Source organism: Streptomyces canarius (genome assembly GCF_014650735.1).
GTDB classification, from domain to species: domain Bacteria; phylum Actinomycetota; class Actinomycetes; order Streptomycetales; family Streptomycetaceae; genus Streptomyces; species Streptomyces olivaceoviridis.
The window spans coordinates 165,064-184,418 of record NZ_BMVN01000005.1 but is presented as its reverse complement, the minus strand read 5'-3'; the positions used below and the strand labels follow the sequence as shown (position 1 = coordinate 184,418).

At 72.2% G+C, this 19,355-nt stretch carries 12 protein-coding genes and 2 pseudogenes; 11 read left to right on the top strand and 3 right to left on the bottom strand.

What is annotated here, in order from left to right; all coding sequences use genetic code 11:
• Positions 1-236 precede the first annotated feature (236 nt).
• Positions 237-560, top strand: coding sequence for a hypothetical protein (locus IE294_RS09790; RefSeq protein ID WP_189884350.1), 324 nt, complete (start codon positions 237-239; stop codon positions 558-560).
• A gap of 3 nt (positions 561-563) precedes the next feature.
• Here IE294_RS09790 and IE294_RS09785 read toward each other — a convergent pair whose 3' ends face one another.
• Positions 564-833: a hypothetical protein gene (locus tag IE294_RS09785; protein WP_189884349.1), complete on the bottom strand. Its 270-nt coding sequence runs from the start codon at positions 831-833 to the stop codon at positions 564-566.
• Between the two features lie 261 nt (positions 834-1,094).
• Between IE294_RS09785 and IE294_RS09780 the strand changes: the two genes are divergently transcribed.
• The 9 genes from IE294_RS09780 (at position 1,095) to IE294_RS09740 (ending at position 13,440) form a co-directional block, all read left to right on the top strand.
• On the top strand, positions 1,095-1,466 hold the full coding sequence (locus IE294_RS09780; RefSeq protein WP_189884723.1) for a hypothetical protein: 372 nt from the start codon (positions 1,095-1,097) through the stop codon (positions 1,464-1,466).
• Between the two features lie 538 nt (positions 1,467-2,004).
• Positions 2,005-2,964 carry a bis(hydroxyethyl) terephthalate hydrolase gene (gene bdeA, locus IE294_RS09775; protein WP_189884348.1) on the top strand — a complete coding sequence of 320 codons (960 nt, stop codon included), beginning with the start codon at positions 2,005-2,007 and terminating at the stop codon, positions 2,962-2,964.
• A gap of 333 nt (positions 2,965-3,297) precedes the next feature.
• Positions 3,298-6,696, top strand: coding sequence for a helix-turn-helix transcriptional regulator (locus IE294_RS09770; RefSeq protein ID WP_189884667.1), 3,399 nt, complete (start codon positions 3,298-3,300; stop codon positions 6,694-6,696).
• 66 nt (positions 6,697-6,762) lie between these two features.
• Positions 6,763-8,025, top strand: coding sequence for an RsbRD N-terminal domain-containing protein (locus tag IE294_RS09765; RefSeq protein WP_189884347.1), 1,263 nt, complete (start codon positions 6,763-6,765; stop codon positions 8,023-8,025).
• Between the two features lie 539 nt (positions 8,026-8,564).
• Entirely contained in the window at positions 8,565-9,335 is a 771-nt protein-coding gene (locus IE294_RS09760; RefSeq protein ID WP_189884346.1) for an ABC transporter ATP-binding protein, read from the top strand.
• Positions 9,332-10,111 (top strand): ABC transporter ATP-binding protein, encoded by a 780-nt coding sequence (locus tag IE294_RS09755; protein WP_189884345.1) that lies wholly within the window; start codon positions 9,332-9,334, stop codon positions 10,109-10,111. The genes IE294_RS09760 and IE294_RS09755 overlap by 4 nt, the downstream gene beginning before the upstream one ends.
• On the top strand, positions 10,108-11,007 hold the full coding sequence (locus IE294_RS09750) for a branched-chain amino acid ABC transporter permease (RefSeq protein WP_189884344.1): 900 nt from the start codon (positions 10,108-10,110) through the stop codon (positions 11,005-11,007). The genes IE294_RS09755 and IE294_RS09750 overlap by 4 nt, the downstream gene beginning before the upstream one ends.
• Positions 11,000-12,145, top strand: coding sequence for a branched-chain amino acid ABC transporter permease (locus IE294_RS09745; protein WP_189884343.1), 1,146 nt, complete (start codon positions 11,000-11,002; stop codon positions 12,143-12,145). Before IE294_RS09750 ends, IE294_RS09745 begins: the two co-directional genes overlap by 8 nt.
• Positions 12,142-13,440 (top strand): ABC transporter substrate-binding protein, encoded by a 1,299-nt coding sequence (locus IE294_RS09740; RefSeq protein ID WP_189884340.1) that lies wholly within the window; start codon positions 12,142-12,144, stop codon positions 13,438-13,440. Before IE294_RS09745 ends, IE294_RS09740 begins: the two co-directional genes overlap by 4 nt.
• 277 nt (positions 13,441-13,717) lie before the next feature.
• Here IE294_RS09740 and IE294_RS09735 read toward each other — a convergent pair.
• Positions 13,718-14,420, bottom strand: a pseudogene (locus tag IE294_RS09735) (SDR family NAD(P)-dependent oxidoreductase).
• Positions 14,421-14,497: 77 nt separating this feature from the next.
• Here IE294_RS09735 and IE294_RS09730 point away from each other — a divergent pair.
• Positions 14,498-14,752: pseudogene (locus IE294_RS09730) on the top strand (ATP-dependent DNA helicase); the annotation flags it as partial.
• A gap of 118 nt (positions 14,753-14,870) precedes the next feature.
• On the opposite strand, the gene IE294_RS09725 reads toward IE294_RS09730, so the two are convergent.
• Complete coding sequence (locus IE294_RS09725) at positions 14,871-18,956, bottom strand: CHAT domain-containing protein (RefSeq protein WP_189884338.1); 4,086 nt, start codon at positions 18,954-18,956, stop codon at positions 14,871-14,873.
• Between the last annotated feature and the right edge of the window lie 399 nt (positions 18,957-19,355).

Below are 19,355 nucleotides of genomic sequence, written 5' to 3'. Positions count from 1 at the left end.
TCGTTCGACCTTCCCTGCCATGGCATGCCCCCGCACCGGAACCTCCCTCGCAGGACACTTTCCGGGGGCCAGGTGCCACGGAGAAACTTGGTTTCCCCGTGGGCGGGCCGCTGCCGTGGACGCCGTTTACGCTGGGAGGACGGGCCGCTCACGGCAGCCTGGGAGGTGTGCCCGTGTCCCGCTGTCACCGCTTCCATCTCGACGTGGCAGGCCACTCCGTCACGGTGCAGACACGCATGGCCGCGCATGAGACCGAGCTTCTGGTGGACGGCAAGGTGGTCGGCTACCAGTGCACGCGGGCGGGACACCGCAGGCCCATCGCGCTCGCTGCCGAACTTCCCGGTGACCCGCCCCAGCCCTTCGGCGTCACTCTCCATGCCGACGATGCCACCGGGCACACCGCCGTCTGTGTGCTGGAGATCGCCGGGTGCAGACAGCCGATGCCCGAGGTGCCCCTGGCCCGAGCGCGTACCACGCGGCCCGGTGTGGACCGGCCCGCACTGCGCCGCATGCGCAGACTCCTGCGCCGCACTCTCCCGCGACGCGCCCGCCGCCGCTGAGAACTATGCGGCGGTACGCGTGGCCGAGCCGGCGAGAGGAGTCGCCGCGATCGTGAGCGACGCAGGCGTGCTCTCCTCACCGTTTGTGTGTCGTAGCTGCTGGCTGGCGTGCAGCGCGGCGTGGAGCAGGAGACGTGCGGGCAGTCCCAGGCCGCTGGCGTCGATGGCCATGCCGAGGAGAGGCGCGGCAAGGGGAGTGAGGGTGCGGACAAGTGACTGCACCGGGGGAACGAGTGAGGTGCGGGGGAGCGTGATGACGAGCGTGAGGGGCACTGCGGTGTCCTTGAGCCGATCAAGCCGCATCGAAGGCGGCTGGTTTTGCCGGTTTTCCTCAGGAAAATTCGCTTCCCGGGCGCGTAAGTGGCCTCAATCTCTCAACTGTGCCAACAAAGGGTGAACGGGAGTGGCGAGCCGCTCGGGCGCTGATCGCTGATTCCTGCACGGTTGGCCGGTGATCCGTAAACGGACAGACCCTGAAATATGCATATACCGGACATAATGTAGAAGAGTCGGCAAGAGTGATGGGGTGATCACATGACCCAGACGACAGCTCAGCCCCCCACAGTGGCCCCCACGGACGCGACCGTCGGTCACACGCGGCACGACCACGACCGGCATACGATCACCATCCCGCTCGACAGCGTCGCCCATGCCGCGCAAAAGGCGGTCACCCTTCCCGTTACCGCCGCCCAGCGCATCCTGCCGGCCAAGGGAGGACTTCCCCTCTACGCCGGGCTCGGCGCCCTCGCGCTGGCTGGCGCCCTTGAGTGGCCCGTCGCCGCCGGAATCGGCATCGGCTACGCCGTTCTGCGCCGCGGAGGGGCGTTCCCGCCCCCACCACCGGCACCCCAGACGCCCGCAGAGGCGATCGACAAGCCCACAAGCCCACCGCCCGGAGCTGACTGAGGGAGGATCTCGTGGTCGAGGTTGGTGAGGCCGGCGCGTACGGCCTCACCAACCTCGACCACGTTCTTCGTCCTCTCCGCCTCAAGCGGCAGCGCTGGTCCAGTAGGTCGAGCGTGCATGGGGGTGACGGCCAGGCGCCGATCCCCGACGGTTCGTTCCACCGCATGCGGTCCCACGACGGCCGGCCTTTCCTCCGCCTCACCACGTAGGACATTGTTCACGTACCTGTTCTCGATCCTGCATCGCCCGGGAGCATCGGCCGGCGATTCGCCTGGTCATGGGGTGATCGCGGTTAGGTGATCAACGGCGGATGGCGGCGGGGGAGTGGGAGGGCCCATCGGCAGCGGAGCCGGTGGAGTGGGCGCGGCCCGCCGGGCGCGTGAGTGACGAGACCGGTGACATTGCCGGTCCCCTCATGCCCGCCCGGCGTCGACAGTGGCACCGCCAGCCCAATGGCGGTGCCCTTCGGCCCTCGGACGCACGCGCGTGCCGTCGATGCCGAAAGGGCAGCTCGCCGCGACAGAGAGGACGACTCGTCGTGCAGCACCCGCACACCGGCACCACGTCACCGGCCCACCGTCCGCACCCGGCCCTCCCCGACCCGCGTACCAGCCGTCGCGGCCGTCGTACCGGACGGCTCGCGGCCCTCGCCGCCGCCGTCAGCGCCGTCTTCGGCCTGACCGCACTCGGCGGGCCGGCGGCCCACGGCGCGGACAACCCCTTCGAGCGTGGTCCCGCGCCGACCGAATCGAGCATCGAGGCGCTCCGCGGGCCGTACGCGGTGTCGGAGACGACCGTCTCCCGGCTCGCCGTCAGCGGATTCGGTGGGGGCACCATCTACTACCCGACCAGCACCGCCGACGGCACCTTCGGGGCCGTGGCCGTCTCACCCGGCTACACCGGCACCCAGTCCTCCATCTCCTGGCTGGGCCCGCGCCTGGCGTCACAGGGGTTCGTGGTCTTCACCATCGACACGCTCACCACGCTGGACCAACCGGACTCCCGGGGGAACCAACTGCTCGCCGCGCTCGACTATCTGACCGGGAGCAGCTCGGTCCGCGGTCGTATCGACTCCACCCGCCTCGGCGTGATGGGCCACTCTATGGGCGGTGGCGGCAGTCTGGAGGCCGCGAAGTCGCGTCCCTCGTTGCAGGCGGCGATCCCGCTGACCCCGTGGAACCTCGACAAGACCTGGCCCGAGATCAAGACACCCACTCTGATCTTCGGTGCCGACGGTGACACGATCGCTCCCGTCGCGACCCACGCCGAACCCTTCTACAGCACTCTCTCCAGCTCCCTCGACCGCGCGTACCTGGAGCTGAACGGCGCCACCCACTTCACGCCCAACACCTCGAACACCACGATCGCGAAGTACAGCGTGTCGTGGCTGAAGCGGTTCATCGACAACGACACCCGCTACGAGCAGTTCCTGTGCCCGCTGCCCAAGCCGAGCCTGACCATCGAGGAGTACCGGGGCAACTGCCCGCACACCGGCTGAACGCGTGCGCGTACCCGTGGAATGACCGTCCGTCCGTGACCCGGCGGCGGTCGCCCGTGACGGCGACCGCCGCCGGCGGTGTGCCGGAGCACCGCTCGAATCCCCGTGCGGTGTGCCGGAGCACCGTCCGGAGCCGCGCGCGGTGTGCCGCGGCACAGACCGCTCCCCGCCAACTCGCCGGGAACGCGCAGGTGATGTCCCTGAGACTTTGTGCAGGCGGCCCGGACGCCGGGCTTCCACGCTTACTTACGCGTCAGTAAGGTCGTGGGAATGACCGGACAGACGCCCATGGGACTCGCCTCACCGCGGTACCGGCCGGGTCCCCAACGGCACGTGATCGCAGCGTTGTCGGACCGGCTGCGTGGCGGCGGTGCCTGTGCCGTGACCGGCGAGCCGGGGGGCGGCCGCTCGGCTCTCCTCGCCCACGTCGCCCGCTCCTTCACCGCCGGGCCCGTCGTGACCGTGCGCGCCCGCGCCGGGGAGTGCCGGGAGCCGCTGACCGGGATCCGCTCGTTGTGCCACGCGGCGGGGACAACCGCCGTCGGCGCCGCCGACCCGGTGCGGGAACTCGTCGGTGGCCTGCGGTCCACGGCCGCGCACCGGACCGTTCTCCTGTGCGTCGACGACGCCCACCTGTGGGACGCCGCCTCCCGATCCGCACTCGGCCGACTCGCCGCTCACCTGTCCGACGGGGGCCGTGTCGCCCTCCTGCTCACCGTCGCCGGACACCGCCCCGTGGACCCGGAGTTCGCCGGCCTGCCGCTGCTGCGCCTGGCTCCCCTGTCCCCGCCGGACGCCGCCGCCCTGCTGGACGACATCGCACAGGACGGGCTCGACCCTGGGGTGCGCGACGAGATCACAGCCGCGGCGGAGGGCAATCCGGCCCTCCTGCTGCGCGTGCTCCACCGCCTGACCCCGGCCCAGCTGCGCGGGCTCGCGCCCCTGCCGCGGCCCGTTGCCGATGCCGAGACGCTGACCGCGCTGGTCGGCGGCCACCTCACCGGGGCGCTCCCCGGACAACGCGACCTTCTGCTCGTGACCGCCGCTGCCGCACAGGTGGCGGAAGAGGCCACCGTCGACGCCGACCTCGCGCGGCGCGCGACCGCGTGGATCTCCGCGGGCGCCCCCTGCCTCGGGCCACCGCCGCGGCCGCTTGCCGACAAGAACCGTTCCGCGCCGAACTCCGGCCCGCCGTCCTGGCGGTCCGACGCCTCCGAGGGACGGCGTGATCCGCGGCACGTCCCACTGTGCGGGCCGCGTGCCGCCGACAGCGGCCGACCGGAGTCGTACCGCGACCCAGTTCCGTACGACAGCGGTGACAGCGGTGACGGCCGGCTCTCACCGTACGTCGCCACGCTGCCCGAGTTGCTCCATGCTCGCGACGGCCGGATCGGTTTCCGCAGCAGGTTGCTGTGCCGCACCGTGTACGCCGACGCGTCGGCCGAGCGGCGCCGTGCCGCCCACGACGCGCTGGCCCGTGCACTGCCCGACGGGCGCGGCCTCTCGGCGCTGCTGCACCGCTCGTGGGCCGTCGCGGGCCCGGCTCCGTCGCTGGCGTCCGACCTCGCCGCCGCCACGGCCCAGGCGGATCCGGCGGTGCCGCCCGCACTGCGCTGCACGGCCCTCACCCGCGCCGCCGACCTCACCGCGGACGGCGCTCGGCAGGTCCGGTGGTACACGGCCGCCGCCGAACAGGCGCTGCTGGCCGGGCAGTCCGACCGGGCCCTGCGGCTGCTCGACACGGCCCGCGATCGCCCGGCGCCGTCGACGGTACGCGCGCGTGCCGAGCTGCTGCGCGGAACGGTGCTGCGGTGGGACGGCCCGGTCGACGACGCCCGGGAGACCTTGCTGCTCGCCGCGGAGTTGTTCGCTCCGCATGACCCTGAGCGGTCCGCCGAGGCAGCCTTGGCCGCTGCGGACGCCGCCTGGTCGGCGGGCGACCTGACGGCGTGCCTGCACGCGTTGGCGGCGGAGGGCACGGTTCGGGACCGCTCGTGGTCCGGCACGCACAGCGCGGGAGACGCGAGCGGCCCGGATGGCGGGGCGCAGTCGCCCGGGGGCCGGGGCCCCTTCCCGTTCGCCGGTCCCCGCTTCGCGGGCGAGCCGGCCGGCACCGTCGTACCGTCCCTGGCCCTGCGCGACCACCGGGCGGGCATGCGGGCCGTCCTCCAAGGCCGCTTCGACGTGGCCGCCGCGCCCCTGCGGCGGGTGATGGACCGCGCGTGGACGACGACCGAACGTGAACGGCTCGCGCACACAGCCGACGACCATGACGGCGGGCTTGCGCGGACTGTCGGCGACCATGACGGCGGGCTTACGCGCACTGTCGGCGACCATGACAAGCGGCTCGCGCACACAGCCGACGACCACCGCGAAGAGCCGCACACGGCCGACGACGGCCCCACGCAGACGCATGCCGGAGCCGGAACCGGAACCGGAACCGAACAGCTTCCCCCCTCGACGGCCGACCACCCTCGCCAAGCACACACCACACGCGCCCCCGATCAGTTCCCCCACACAACAGGCGCCCTTCGACAGCCCCCGCCCCCACCGGACGCCCCCGACACGCTCCTGCGGGCGGCCTCCGCGGCCCTGCTGCTCGGTGACACCACCGCCGCCCGGCGGGCCGGTGCGCGGGCGCTCGCGGTGGCTCGTGCGGACGGGTCCGCCGTGCACGAGGCACGGGCTCTGGAGTTCCTGGCCTACGGCGAACTCCGGGCGGGACGGCATGCGTCGGCCCGGGCCCATGCCGAGGAGGGCCTGCGCAGCGCGTACCGCGCCGGGCAGCGCAACACGGCCGCCCATCACCACGCCGTGCTGGCCCTGGCGGCGTCGATCGAGGGCGAGGCGCACGCCGTCGCCGAACATGTGACCGCCGCGCTGGCCACCGCCCGACGCCACGGGCTGGCGCAGGCCGCCGCGCTGGCCCAGTGGGCCGCCGCCCGCGCCGATCTGGGCCACGGCCGTCCACGTGAGGCCGCCGAGCGGCTCGGCCCGCTGGTGCGGCCCGGCACGGGGCGCGGGCACTTCGCCGTCTGGATGCTCGCCGTGCCGTGTTACGTCGAGGCGTGCGCGCTGGCCGGGCAGCCGGACGAGGCCGGGGAGGCGGTCGAGGACTTCGCGCGCTGGGCGGCGTGTAACGCCGACCGCCAGGCCCCGGCCCAACTGCTGCGCTGTCGCGCCCTGCTGGCTCCTGCGGAACCGGCCGACGCGCTGTACCGGGAGGCCCTGCGGCGGCACGGGGAGGCCGCCGGTGACTTCGAGCGCGCCCGCACCGAGCTGCTGTACGGCAAGTGGCTGCGCAGACGCCGTCGGCTGCGCGAGGCACGCGGCCAGCTGCGGGCCGCCCTGCTCGGCTTCGAACGCTGCGGCGCTCGCCCGTGGGCCCAGCAGGCGGCGGCCGAACTGCGGGCGAACGGCGTGGCCGGGACGGCGAGGACGGCCGGGGCGGCGGCGATGGCCGGAGCGGGCGCGGCGGTGCGAGGGGGCGGCGCCTCGGCCTCGGGCGAGACCTTGCCGGACGGGCTGGACCGGCTCACCCCGCAGCAGTTGCGCATCGCCCGCCGCGTCGCCCAGGGCCTCACCAACCGGGAGGTGGCCCTGAGCCTGTCGGTGAGCACCCGCACCGTCGACTACCACCTGCGCAATGTCTTCGCCGCCCTCGGCGTCCGCTCCCGGGTGGAGCTGGCGCGCCTGGTGGAGCAGGCGGAAAAGACCGGTGCACACCTCTAGGGACCGACCGGACGGTATGTCATTCTTCGGAGCACGACGCGTCAGCCGACCCTGGGGGAGACTTCCATGCGCCCTGCCGTACGGCCACGACCCGCCTTCCGCCCGGGACCCCAGCCCGCACCCCGGCCGCGCGCACCACACCCCCGGTCGCTGATCGACGCCGAGGCCCTGCGGGTGCTGCACCGCGCCGCCCGGGCGCTGCTGGACGACCTGCCCGCTCTCACCGACCGGCTGGTCTCCGCCCTGCGGGAACGGGAACCGGCCTACCGGACCGCGCTGGACGACGACCACCCGGGCGTCTGGCAGGAGGCGCACCGCTCGTTGCGGCACAGCGTCTCCTCGCTGCTCGACCCGCGCGGCACCCGTGACTCCGCACACCGCTGCTCCTGGCGCATCGGGGTCGGCCGTGCCGAACAAGGGCTGCCCCTGGACGCCCTGTTGCACGCCTTCCGGCTGGGCGGCTCGCTGGTGTGGCAGGAACTCGTCGACGTCACCTCCCGCAGCGCTCCGGAGGACGTACGGCTGCTGGTGCATGTGGCCGGCGACGTCTGGGACTTCGTCGACGAACACTGCACGCTCGTCGCGGATGCCTACCGGCAGACCGAACGACGCCTCGCCTGGCGGCGCGAGAACCGGGTGCGACTGCTGGCCGCCGCGCTGCTGGACGGCACCGGCCGCATCGCCGACCTGCCGGAGACCGCGCAGGCCCTCGGTCTGCCCGAGCAGGGGCGGTACGTCGTCGTCGCGGTCGCGGGCGGGCGCTCCGCCGAAGCCGTACGGGCCCTGCTGCCCCCGAGCATGCGGGCCCACTGGCACACCGGTCCGGAGACGGACCATGGCATCGTCCTGGTCGAGGACGGCGTCGTGCCGGCGCCGGACCAGCCGCCGCCCGGGCTGCGTGTCGGAATCGGGCTGCCCTTCGACGGACTGGCCGGCGTCGGCGAGGCGCGCCGGCTGGCGGACACCGCCCTGCGGCTGTGCGGCGACGCGGGCGGCACGGTACGGCTCGACGACCATCTTCCCGAGGCACTCGTCGTGTCCTGCCCGGAACTCGCCGGCCTGCTCGCCGAGCGCGCGTTCGGCCCGCTCGCACGGCTGGAACCGGCCGACGCGGACGTGCTGCTCGACACGCTCGCGGCCTGGCTGGCCTGCGACGGTTCCGCCCAGCGGGCGAGCAGAGGGCTGTACTGCCACCGCAACACGGTTCTGAACCGCCTGCGCCGCTACGAGCAGCTGACCGGCCGTTCCCTGTCCCGCCCCGCCGACCTGGTCGAGATCGCCCTGGCCCTGACCGCCCGCGGACTGGGCTCTCAGCGGCCAGCCTCCTGACCGCCCGCCGACTGGGCTCTCAGCGGCCACCATCCTGACCGCCCAGCGACTCCGCCGTCGGCAGCCGACCCACGGCTCATGTGAAGCTCTGCCCGGAGGGGCCGCCCCCGCCCCGCGTGCTCCGCTCGGACCAGTCGCCTCCCGGCCGCCCCCCGGCCGCCCGCCGGGCCCTGCCGGCCGCGGTGCAGCCGTGGCTCCGTCCACCGCCCCCCACGCGACTGGCACGCCCCTACCACCACCCCCGCGCCCGCCGCCCTGCCCGGCGAGCCACCCCCTGCCCCGCCCGCCGAGTCCGCCCGGACCGGCCCCCCAGCCACCGCCGGCTCAGCACCGCCCGCAGGCCCCCGCACCGGTTCGCCACCGCCCCGGCCGCTGGGCACCCGCACAGCCCCCCGGCGTGCTCGTTGGGCCGCCGCACCGACCGTGCCCATGTGCCTGTCCCCGCTTCGGCCACCCGTGGTCTCGTGAGCTTCCTCCCCAGCCCCGAGCACCAAGGACCAGGACCGGGCCGTGCGCCGGTCCGGCCCCAAGGAGCCGCGATGCCCGAAGCACCACCGGACGACCTGCCCGCCCTGCGCGTCGAGCACGTGGACGTGACGTACGGCCGTGCCGTCTCCGCTCTGCGCGACGTGTCCCTGACCGTGCCGCACGACAGTGTGGTCGCGTTGCTCGGCGCCAACGGCGCGGGGAAGACCACGCTGCTGCGCGCCCTGTCGGGCACGCTCCGCCTGTACCGGGGCGCGATCAGCGCCGGCCGTGTCCGCTACGGCGGCACCGTCCTCGACGGCCGCGACCCCGTCGCCGCCGTACGGGCCGGGGTGGTGCAGGTGCCTGAGGGGCGGCGGGTCTTCACCGGCCTCACCGTCGACGAGAACCTGCGCAGCGGCGGCCTCGGTCTCAGTCGCCGCGGCTCCGCGCAGGTCGCCGAGGCCCACGACCGCGTCTTCACGCTGTTCCCGCGGCTGGCCGAACGCCGCCGGCAGGCCGCTGGGCTGCTGTCCGGCGGTGAGCAGCAGATGCTGGCCATCGGCCGCGCCCTCATGGCCGCCCCGCGTCTGCTGCTGCTGGACGAGCCGTCGCTCGGCCTCGCCCCGCTCATGGTGGACCGGATCGCCGAGGTGGTCCGCGAGATCCACGCCCAGGGCACCGCCGTGCTGCTGGTGGAGCAGAACGCCGGGATGGCCCTGTCCCTCGCCGACCACGCCCATGTACTGGAGACCGGGGAACTGCGGCTGTCCGGCCCCGCCGCCGCTCTCGCCGGCACGGACGCGGTGCGCCGTCTCTACCTGGGCGAGGAGGGGGCCGCATGACCGTTCCCGTTCTGAGCGTGCGGGACGTCACCGTCCGGTTCGCCGGTCTCACCGCCCTGGACGACGTCTCCTTCACCGTCGCGCCCCACACGGTGCACGCCCTCATCGGGCCCAACGGCGCCGGCAAGTCCACCTGCTTCAACGTGCTGTCCGGTCTCGCCCGCCCAGCGAGCGGCATGGTCCGGCTCGGCGGCACGGACCTGACCCGGCTCGCCCCGCACCGCATCGCCGCACTCGGCGTGGCCCGCACGTTCCAGAACATCGTCACCACCGCGGGCACGGTCGCCGACAACCTGATGCTCGGCCGGCACCTCCACGCGCGGGCCGGCTACCTCGCGAGCGCCCTGCGGCTGCCGCGGGCGGTGCGCGAGGAGCGCGCACACCTCTCCCACGCCCGGCGGATCGCCGAACTGACCGGCCTGGGCGCGTACTTCGACAGCCCGGTGGGCCTGCTGTCGTACGGCGACCGCAAGCGTGTGGAGCTGGCCCGCGCCCTGTGCCTGGAGCCGCGCGTGCTGCTCCTGGACGAGCCGGTGGCCGGCATGAACGCCGCGGAACGCGCCCGCACGGCCGAGGTGATCGGGCGGATCCGCGCCGAACTCGACGTCTCCGTCCTGCTGGTGGAGCACGACATGGGCCTGGTGATGCGCCTCGCCGACGAGGTGACGGTCCTCGACTTCGGCCGTCGAATCGCCCACGGCACACCGGACGAGGTCCGCCGCGATCCCGAGGTGCTGCGCGCCTACCTCGGCACGCCACAGGAGGGAGCCGCGTGACCGGTCTTCTCGACGACCTGCTGGGCGGGCTCGCCCTCGGCGCGGTCTACGCCCTGGTCGCACTGGGCTTCGTCGTCATCTTCAAGGCGTCGGGCGTCCTGAACTTCGCCCACGGCTCCCTGCTCCTGCTCGGCGGCTACCTCACCGCCGTCCTGCACGACGACATCGGCTTCGCCGGGGCCCTCGCGGTGGGCGTCCTCGCCACCGCCCTCCTCGCCGGCGTCATCGACCGGCTGCTGCTGCGACGCGGAGACCCGGACCCGCAGCACACCGCGCACGTCCAGACCATCGTCACGATCGGTGTCGACATCGTGCTGCTCACCGACCTGTCCCGGCGCATCGGGGGCGACCTGCTGGTGCTGGGCGATCCCTGGGGCGACGCGGTGACCCGGGTCGGGCCGGTGACGGTCGCCGACAGCCGGCTCGCCGCGATCGCGGTGTCCGCGGGGGCCATCGCCGTCGTCTTCGGCCTGTTCCGGTACACCCGCTGGGGGTTGTCCCTGCGGGCCGCCGGGGAGGACCTGGAGGCAGCCGCGCTCATGGGCGTACGCCTGTCCCGGGTGCGCACGCTCGCCTGGTGCCTGGCGGGCGCGCTGGCCGCGCTTGCGGCGGTGTTCCTCGCCGCGTTCCCCGCCCCGGGACTGGAGCGGACCACTGGTCAGATCGCGCTGAAGGCGTTCCCGGCCGCCATCCTCGGCGGCATGGCCTCGCCGGCCGGCGCGCTCGCCGGCAGCCTGCTGATCGGGCTGACGGAGGCGCTGGTCGCCGGTCACCAGTCGGAACTGCGCCTGCTGGGCGAGGGGTTCGGCGATGTCGCCCCCTACGCCGTGATGGTCCTGGTCCTGCTGGTCAGGCCCACCGGACTGTTCGGCACGAAGGGAGCGGCCCGTGTCTGACCGCCGTCTGCCGAAGCCGGCCCGGACGCTCCTGGTCGCCCTCGTCCTGTGCGTTCCTCCCTTCTACCTGGACGCCTTCTGGCTGCGCATCGGCCTGTTCTCGGTGGCCGCCGCCATCGGCGCCGTCGGGCTGTCACTGCTCAGCGGCACGGCCGGCCAGCTCTCCCTCGGCCACGCCTTCTTCCTCGCGGTCGGCGCCTACGGCTACACCTGGCTGGCCGGCGAGCCGGGGCCGGGGCTGCCGACGGCCGTCGCCGCCGTCCTCGCGGTGCTGCTGGCCGGGGCCGCGGGCGGTCTGTTCAGTCCCGTCGCTGGCCGGGTGCGCGGCATCTATCTGGGCGTGGCCACGCTCGCCCTGGTCTTCCTCGGTCACCATCTGCTGCTCACCGCGGACTCCGTCACCGGCGGCTTCAACGGCCGCTCCGTTCCGCCGCTCCGCCTCGGCGGTTTCGGCTTCACGGCGGGCGAGCCCGAACTGACGGTGCTGGGGGTGCCGTTCGGCGCGGAGGAACGCCTGTGGTTCCTGGCCGTGGCCCTGCTGGGGCTGACCTGGTTCACCGGCCGGGGCCTGGTGCGCTCCCGCCCTGGCCGGGCCCTCGCGGCGCTGCGGGACAGCGAGATCGCGGCCTCCGTGATGGGCGTGGACGTGGCCCGCCACCGTGCGGCTGCCTTCGTCGTGTCGTCGATGTACGCCGGGACGGCCGGCGTCCTGCTGGCCCTGGCCTTCCGGCGCGTGGTCCCCGACTACTTCTCCCTCGCCCTCTCGATCGACTACCTCGCCATGATCGTGCTCGGTGGCCTCGGTTCGGTCGCCGGGGCCACGGTGGGCGCGGTCTTCGTCACCGCGCTGCCCCTGCTGCTGACCCGGTACGCCGACCAGTTGCCCCTGGTGGCCGCCCCGGGCTCCGCCGACGGCGCGGTCGGCCCGACGGAAGCGGCCCGTTACCTCTACGGGGCCGCCATCGTCGTCGTCCTGCTCCACGCCCCCGACGGCCTGCACGGCCTCACCCGCCGCCTGCGCGCCCGCGTCCGGCCGGGCCGGCGTACCGGCCCGCGCACCCGCCCGTCCGGGCATCCGCCCGCCCATCCGTCCGCGCACCCCGTCGCACCTGTACGACCCGAGGAGCAGACCCCGTGAACACCCCGCACCCCGCACACCGTGTCAGCACGGCCGTCCTCGCCGGAGCCCTGGCCCTGCTGGTCGCCGCCACCGGATGCAGCGCCAAGGCGGGCGGCAAGAGCGGCACCGAAGGCGCCGACGGCGTCCGCACCGGCCCCGGAGTCTCCGCCGGAACCATCCGGCTGGGCGCCCTCACCGACCTGACCGGCCCCTACGCCACCCTCGGCAAGAGCATCGTCCAGGCCCAGCAGATGTGGGCCGACGAGACCAACGAGGCCGGCGGCATCTGCGGCCGCAAGGTCGAGATCATCGTCAAGGACCACGGTTACGACGTCCAGAAGGCCGTCACCGCCTACGCCGACATCTCTCCCGACGTCGTCGCCCTGCCGCAGGTCATCGGCTCCCCCGTGGTCGCCGCCCTGCTCGACGACGTCCAGCGCGACCACCTGCTCACCTTTCCGCAGGCCTGGGCCGCCTCCCTGCTCGGAAAGGACGCGGTCCAGGTCCTCGGCACCACCTATGACCTCGACATGATCGCCGCCGTCGACTTCCTCACCCGCACGAGGAAACTGCGGAAGGGCGACACCATCGGCCACGTCTACTTCGAGGGCGACTACGGCGCCAACGCTCTGGAGGGATCCACCTGGGCGGCGAGGAAGGCGGGCGTGCAGGTCGTCGGGCAGAAGATCAAGGCGACCGACACCGATCTGTCCGCGCAGGTCTCGGCGCTGCGCAAGGAGGGTGTGAAGGCGATCCTGATCAGCGCCGGGCCCGCGCAGACCGCGTCCCTCGTCGGTGTCGCCGCCTCCCGCGGCCTGCGCGTCCCCGTCGTCAGCAGCGCGCCGGGCTTCGCCCCGCAACTGATGAAGACCCCGGCCGCGCCGGCCCTGACCGCGCTGCTCCACGTGGTCAGCTCCGCCCCCGCGGTCAGCTCCGACCTCCCTGGCGTACGACGGATGGTGACGGCCTATCAGGACCAGTATCCCGGCTCCTCCGTCGACTCGGGTGTGCTGTCCGGCTACAACGCCGCCAAGCTGCTCGGCGCCGACCTGAAGAAGGCCTGCGCCGCGGGGAGTCTCGCCCGCGAGGACGTCGTGAAGGCACACCGCTCGCAGCATGACGCGGACACCGGTCTCGGCGTCCCGCAGGACTTCTCCGACGTGCACCGTCCCGCGAGCGTCGCCGCGTACACGCTCAAGCCGGACGCGGACGCGCCGGGCGGTCTGGTGGGCGCGGAGGACGCGCATCGGATACCGGGCGCGGAGGAGTACCTGACCGAGCACGGCGCCGGTGGCGGGGCCGGCGCCCGGTGAGCCGTGGCGCGGGACGCACCAACTTGCCGCCCGGAGAGCGCCCAGGGGTACCGGCGCGTCCGTTCGGGCCGTGATGTCCTCTCGGTGACGTCCAGTGGGCCGGGGGTGAGAGCCGTGCCGCCCTCGCGGGCGAGCAGCCGCTGGGTGCCGACGGCCTCCTCGTGCAGCAGGTCGCCGCCGACCACGAGCGCGCCCTCGGCGGCGAACCGCAGCGCGGCGGCCCGGCCCTGGCCGCGGGCCGTGCCGGAGATCAGCGTGACCTTGCCCTCCAGCCGCTTCACGAGGACTCCTCGCGCAGCGTGTCGGAGACCGACTTGACCCCGCCGTGCGCGGTCAGCCCGCCGTCGAGGGGAATCTCCGCGCCGGTGATGAACGACGCCTCCTCCGACAGCAGGAACACGACCAGCCCGGCGACCTCGTCGACGGTTCCGGTGCGGCCGAGCGGTGTCTCGCGGACGTTGGCCTCGCGGAAGGCGGGAGCGGCGGAGGCGGTCATCCCGGTCTCGATGTAGCCGGGGTGGATCGTGTTGACGCGGATGCCGCACGGGCCGAGTTCCAGCGCCGCCGTCTTCGACAAGCCGCGCAGCGCCCATTTGCTGGCGGTGCAGGCGACCGGGTGGTGGGCGGTGAGGGCGGCCGAGGAGCCGGGCGGCATCAGGGGGGGCGAGGTGCTGGATTCCGAGCAGCGGGCCGGTGACGTTGACCGCGTGCACACGGTCGAAGTCCTCGGCCCGTACGTCGCCGAGCCGGGCGCGCCAGGTGGTGCCCGCGTTGTTGACCAGGCCGTGCACCTGCCCGTACGACTCCTCCAGTTCGGTGGCGAGGTCGGCCCAGTCCTGTTCGCCGGCCACGTCGAGGCGGCGGCAGTCACGCGCGCCCTCCCGGGTCAGCGTCGCTGCCTCGGCGGCGCCCTGGCCACGGGCCGCGCCGGTGACCACGACCACCTTGCCCAGCAGCCTCCTGGAGTGCGGGGCGCTCACGGCCGCTCCCGGGACCGGCGCCGGCCGGCGGGCAGCGGAATCGGTTCCGAGTCGGGCACGACGGTGTTGGACACGCTAGCACCGCGCACCCGGGCGAGCTTCTGGGAGTGGTCTGCGCGGATACCAGGGTGAGTGAGCTGACGGCCCTGGGCGTCGCTCACCACGCACGCATCGTGCCGGCGTCCGAAGCACGCGGCCTGGAATTCGACGGGGTCGTCGTCATGCACCCTGAGGAGATCATCACGGCCCGCCCCGGTGGGGAAAGGGACTTGTACGTAGCCCTGACCCGGGCCACCAAGCGCCTGCGCAGCATCACCGTGCGGCCCGCCTGACGACTCGGCGCCCGCGTCGTCGCCGCGGGCGCACGCTTCAGAGCGAGCGCACCGCCGTATGCCACTGGGGCGAAGCCGCTTGCGCCGCCATGACAGTCCGGCTGGTCCCGAGCCGGCGCTAGTGACCTTCCGCCCCGGCCCCTTCTCGTGTGAGGCGCGCACCGGCCGGCCCGAGGTGGACGAAGCCTGCCCAGGCCCATGGATTGACCGGGTTGTCACAGTCCGCGTCTGTCCTGGTCGTCAGTTGTTCCCGCATGTCCCGCAAGGTTTCGTGCAGTGCGATGCCCGGATCGGGAGTGTGGGCAAGGTGCCGGTGGAAGGCGGCTGCCGTGTCCGCCGCAACGCGGTCGTCGATCTCCTGCCGGGCTGCGATCACGTGCCGGAACCCGACCACGTGAATCGCCGCGGCAAGATGCAGGCTCTCGTCCGGGTGGGTGGCACTGCCGGTGACCCCGTGGCACGTTGACAGGTAAGCCAGTTCAGCTCCGTCCAGGGGCAGCCCCACCAGGTCCGTCATGCGCAAGGGTGCGTCGAAGGCGATCAGCGCCGCGTCCGTCGGGTCCGTGACACCGCCGGCGCCGTGCCCCGCGAAGTGGAAGCGCGAGTGGGCGGGGAGTTCTCGTAGCAACGTCTCTCGTGTCGCAGTGGGACCGTACAGGTCGGTGACCTCGATGGACGTGGAGGCCAGCACCGCCGCACGCTCCTCCTGGGCACCATGCAGGACGTCGCCGCGGTCGTACGGGGTCGGCACCGCGACGGCCAGGAGCCGAGGTGTGTTCTGGGCTGTTCCCCGCTCCTGGGCCTCGGCAAGACTGCGAAGTGTCGGGGCCTCCGAGGAGACGACCCGGTCGATGACAGCCCGACCGGAGCCGTCGTGGTGTCCCGTGGCGGCGAGCGGGAAGGCAGTGAGCGGGCCTGTGGGGCACCACCACACACGCGGCCAGTCGGCATTCCCCGAGAAGCGGTCCTTGTGGCCCAGGGCAGTGAGTACTGGTCCTGTCAGGGCGTCCCAGCCCCATGCGAGGAGTTCGCCCAGCTCATCGATTGCCGTGCGATACGTGACGACTGCCCACCGGGGTGCCTGACGGCCTTTGAGGGCTGCATGGTTCAGCTCACGACGGGCTTCCTGAGCAGTCCTCAACACGGTGGTCCAGCGTCGCACCTGCTCAGCGACTTCCATCCCCGGGACCGCAAGGGGCACCGCCCGAATCCCGGGGCCGCGGAGAACGATGGCATCGCAGTTCGCTCTGCTCACGTTGAGGATGACGACAGCGCCATCCCCCATGGCTGCGGCGAGCCGGCCAGGAGACGGAGGGCCCAGGAAGGCGTCGAAACCATCCAGGGCGCGGATCCGCGAGACGATCCGCCGATGCTCCGCGTTGACGTCTGCGAGCCGCTCTCCCCTTGCTCTGTCGGGAACAGCGCTGTCGGTCAGTTCACGCGCCTCGTCCCGGATCGCGAGGAATTCCTCGGCAAGCCTCGTATCCACGGCTCTCAGCCGTTCGAGATCGCCGACGTGGCCGGTGAGTTGCCCCCACAGCAGTCCGCGCCCCCGCTCCAGGAACTCCACTGCGCGAGCGGGATCGTCCGACCGCAGGGCCCACACGGCGACTTCGCGGGCGAATCCGTCCCATTCACGTATCACGTCCAACCGGTCGGCCAGGGCCATGCCGTGCCAGTCGATCTGTTGCAGCAGGTCAAAGGCGAACTCGGCGCCGTCGATCGCAGCGTGTGCATCGCCTGCCGCCGCACGGACCGCAGCCCATTTCCGGGCGGCGATGCCCCGGAGATGGACCAGCGACGGTTGGTGGCGTCGTGCCTCGTCGAATACGGCGAGCACCTCGTCGACGGAGACCTCGCTCGACCGCAGCGCGCCCGCCGTCACCAGCACACTGCCGAGGTTGTTGAGGTACTCGGCCCGATGGGCCTGATCCGCCGAGGGAGTGCGGACAGCCGCTCTGGCCTGGGTGACAGCACGGCTGAGGTCCGCGGGATCACCGGCAACGTGGTAGCGCGCGACCAGCACATTGCTGAGGGTCGTCAGTCGGCGGCCCCGCTCGATGTGGTGCAGGGGAGTTGCCGCGACAGCCCTGTCGGCGTACGCCAACGCCTCCGTCAAGTGAGCGGGATCGCGGTCGAGTCCGTACATGTGGTGCAGAGCCCTCGCGAAGTTGTCCCAACGCGTCGCCGCGTTCGCGTGTTCCGGATGAGTCAACCGGGCACACTCGCGCCAGCATTCGACGGCCCGTTCCAGGTCGGCACGGATCTGATGACGTTGGAACCGATGCGAGTAGGCGCCTCCCAGATTGTTGAGCACAGAGGCACGTAGCTGGGGGTTGTCTACGGACAGGTCGACAGCTTCGAGATATGCGTCGATGCACTCCCGCATATCCACCAGGTCCCGGTTGTGTTCATACCGGCGGCCAAGTGACAGCCCCAGCCTGTTGAGCGCAATAGCTCGCTCACGGCTGTCCCGGGCATCCCTCACGGCGGCGTTGCCCCGTCGGACAGCTTCCTGGAGGTCAGCCAAGTCACCGCGCTGTTCGAAACGCAGCCGGAGCAGTTGCGCGAGGCGTGAATCAAGCTCTGCACGCCCGGGCGTGCCGGCTTGGGACTCCGTGGCGCCGGATTCGGCGTAGGCGATGGCACGATCCAAATCCGCGGCCACCCCCGATCGCTGAGCCTCGTGCTCCCACAGCTGAGCGAGTATCCGATTGAGTTCGCAGTACAGGCTGTGCTCCGGCCCGATCGCCTTCACCGCAGCCTCCGCCAGGCGGATGGCCTCGGACAAGAACATCGGGTTGCTGAACAAGACGTACGCGTCCCCCAGATCGACAGCGGCCTTCGCGGCCATGTCGATCTGGTCGAGGGACCTGACCTGCGCGTGGGATGCGGTCCGGCGGATGACATCCGCTTCGAGTTTCTGGAGATTGTCCTGAGCGACTGGTTCATCGGGCAGATCCGTTGCGGCGGCGCGCAGCAGTTCCAGGGCTTCTGCTCGGTCTTCCGGATCTCTGCGGTACGTGAACCGTGTGGCGAGGGCGACGCCCAGATCGCCGCGCATGCGCGCGCGAACAGGGTCTCCCACGGGGAACGCCTCCGCGGCACGACGGGCGATCCTCACATACAGGTCCAGTAGTTCGGGGACGGCCTTGAGTGTGACGCGGGCGTGCAACAGCGCGGACTGGATGGACAGATGATGCCCGTGTTCGGGATCGCGGTCGCCGTGCTGTTCGAGCAGGGCGTTCCCCATTTCGATGGCCGTCTCAAGATCAGCAGGGGTGCGGCAGACGCGGCATGTGATCTCCAGGGTCCGCCACACTTTGTCGATGGCCTGCCACCGATCGGAGTCCGTGCTGTGCAGCCCGGCCACCTCCATGAAGCAGTCGACGGCCTGCCAGAGCAACGCCGGGTCGCGGCGAACCAGCGCCAGGGCATGCAGGGAGGCGCCCAGATTGTCCATGAAGCCCAGACGCCGGGGTCCGTTCCCGGGCCCGGCGGTAAGAGCGCGTGCGTGGCTGTTCACCGACTCCACCAGCAGGTCCACGTCGTCCGTGGCGTTGTACAGGAAGTAAGTCGTGGTGCCGAGACCATCGATGACGGTCGGATCCGGGCCGGGGTCCGCATCGTCCTCGACGACGGGATCGGCCGCATCCCGAAGGCACTGGACGGCGTTCGCCAGATAGCTGATGTCATCACTGAACTTGTACCGGTCATAGAGCAAGTGCCCAGCCGTCGCTTGTACGCGGCGCCGTACCGCGCGATCCCCGGTGCTCCTCCCGATCAACATCAGCACTTCGTGGACGACTGCTGAAAACGTCGGATCCTGGGCCAGGTGGCGCGCGTTGACTGAGACAAGCGCGCACCAGCCCTCCGTCGTGACATGCCCCGCGCCCACTGGTGGAAGGTCTGCGGCATGGCCTGGCCGGTGCTCGTCCAGGAAGACGGACAAAAGGCCTGCGACGGGCAGGTCGCTACTTGAGAGATTGATGTGGCGGCCCCTCGTGCCGCGATAGTAGTGGAGCCAGCAGACGTTCAGCAGCGCACCGACATCGAGCGATCCTTGCCCGAGCTGGGCGGCCACCGTGCGCATCACGCCCAAGGACTCAACGAGCGCTTCGGGGGTGTCGATCAGCGTACGGTCCTGGCTGTGCTCGTAGACCTCCAACCGGTCCGAAAGCGCGGCTACCATCACGTCCGACATCGATCCGTTCCCCCCCGGGTTGGAGCAAGCGTGCCGGACGTGAGCAGGATTCAGCGGACTTACCGCCATCTCGTCAGCACCATGGATTCTCGGCCTCACGGTGCTCCCGTAGCGACCCTCAGCGAGGATCCCAGCTTGCGCACGGCAACTGAGCGCGTCCAGCACGCCGCAGGGCAACTTCAGGCCATATTTGACGCCTTTCCCGCGCTCACCTCGCTCACTGTGTACGTGGGCGACTCCCGGATCGGTGTGGCCACGCATACGGACTATCCGCCCGAGGGCGTCCGGGAAACCGACCAGGAACGTGACGATTCCTGGTCCCGCGGCGACGGCGACCGGTCGCTCCTGCCAGGAGCCTCACGGCACTACAAAGCCTTCCGCTACTCCTGTGCCCAGTGC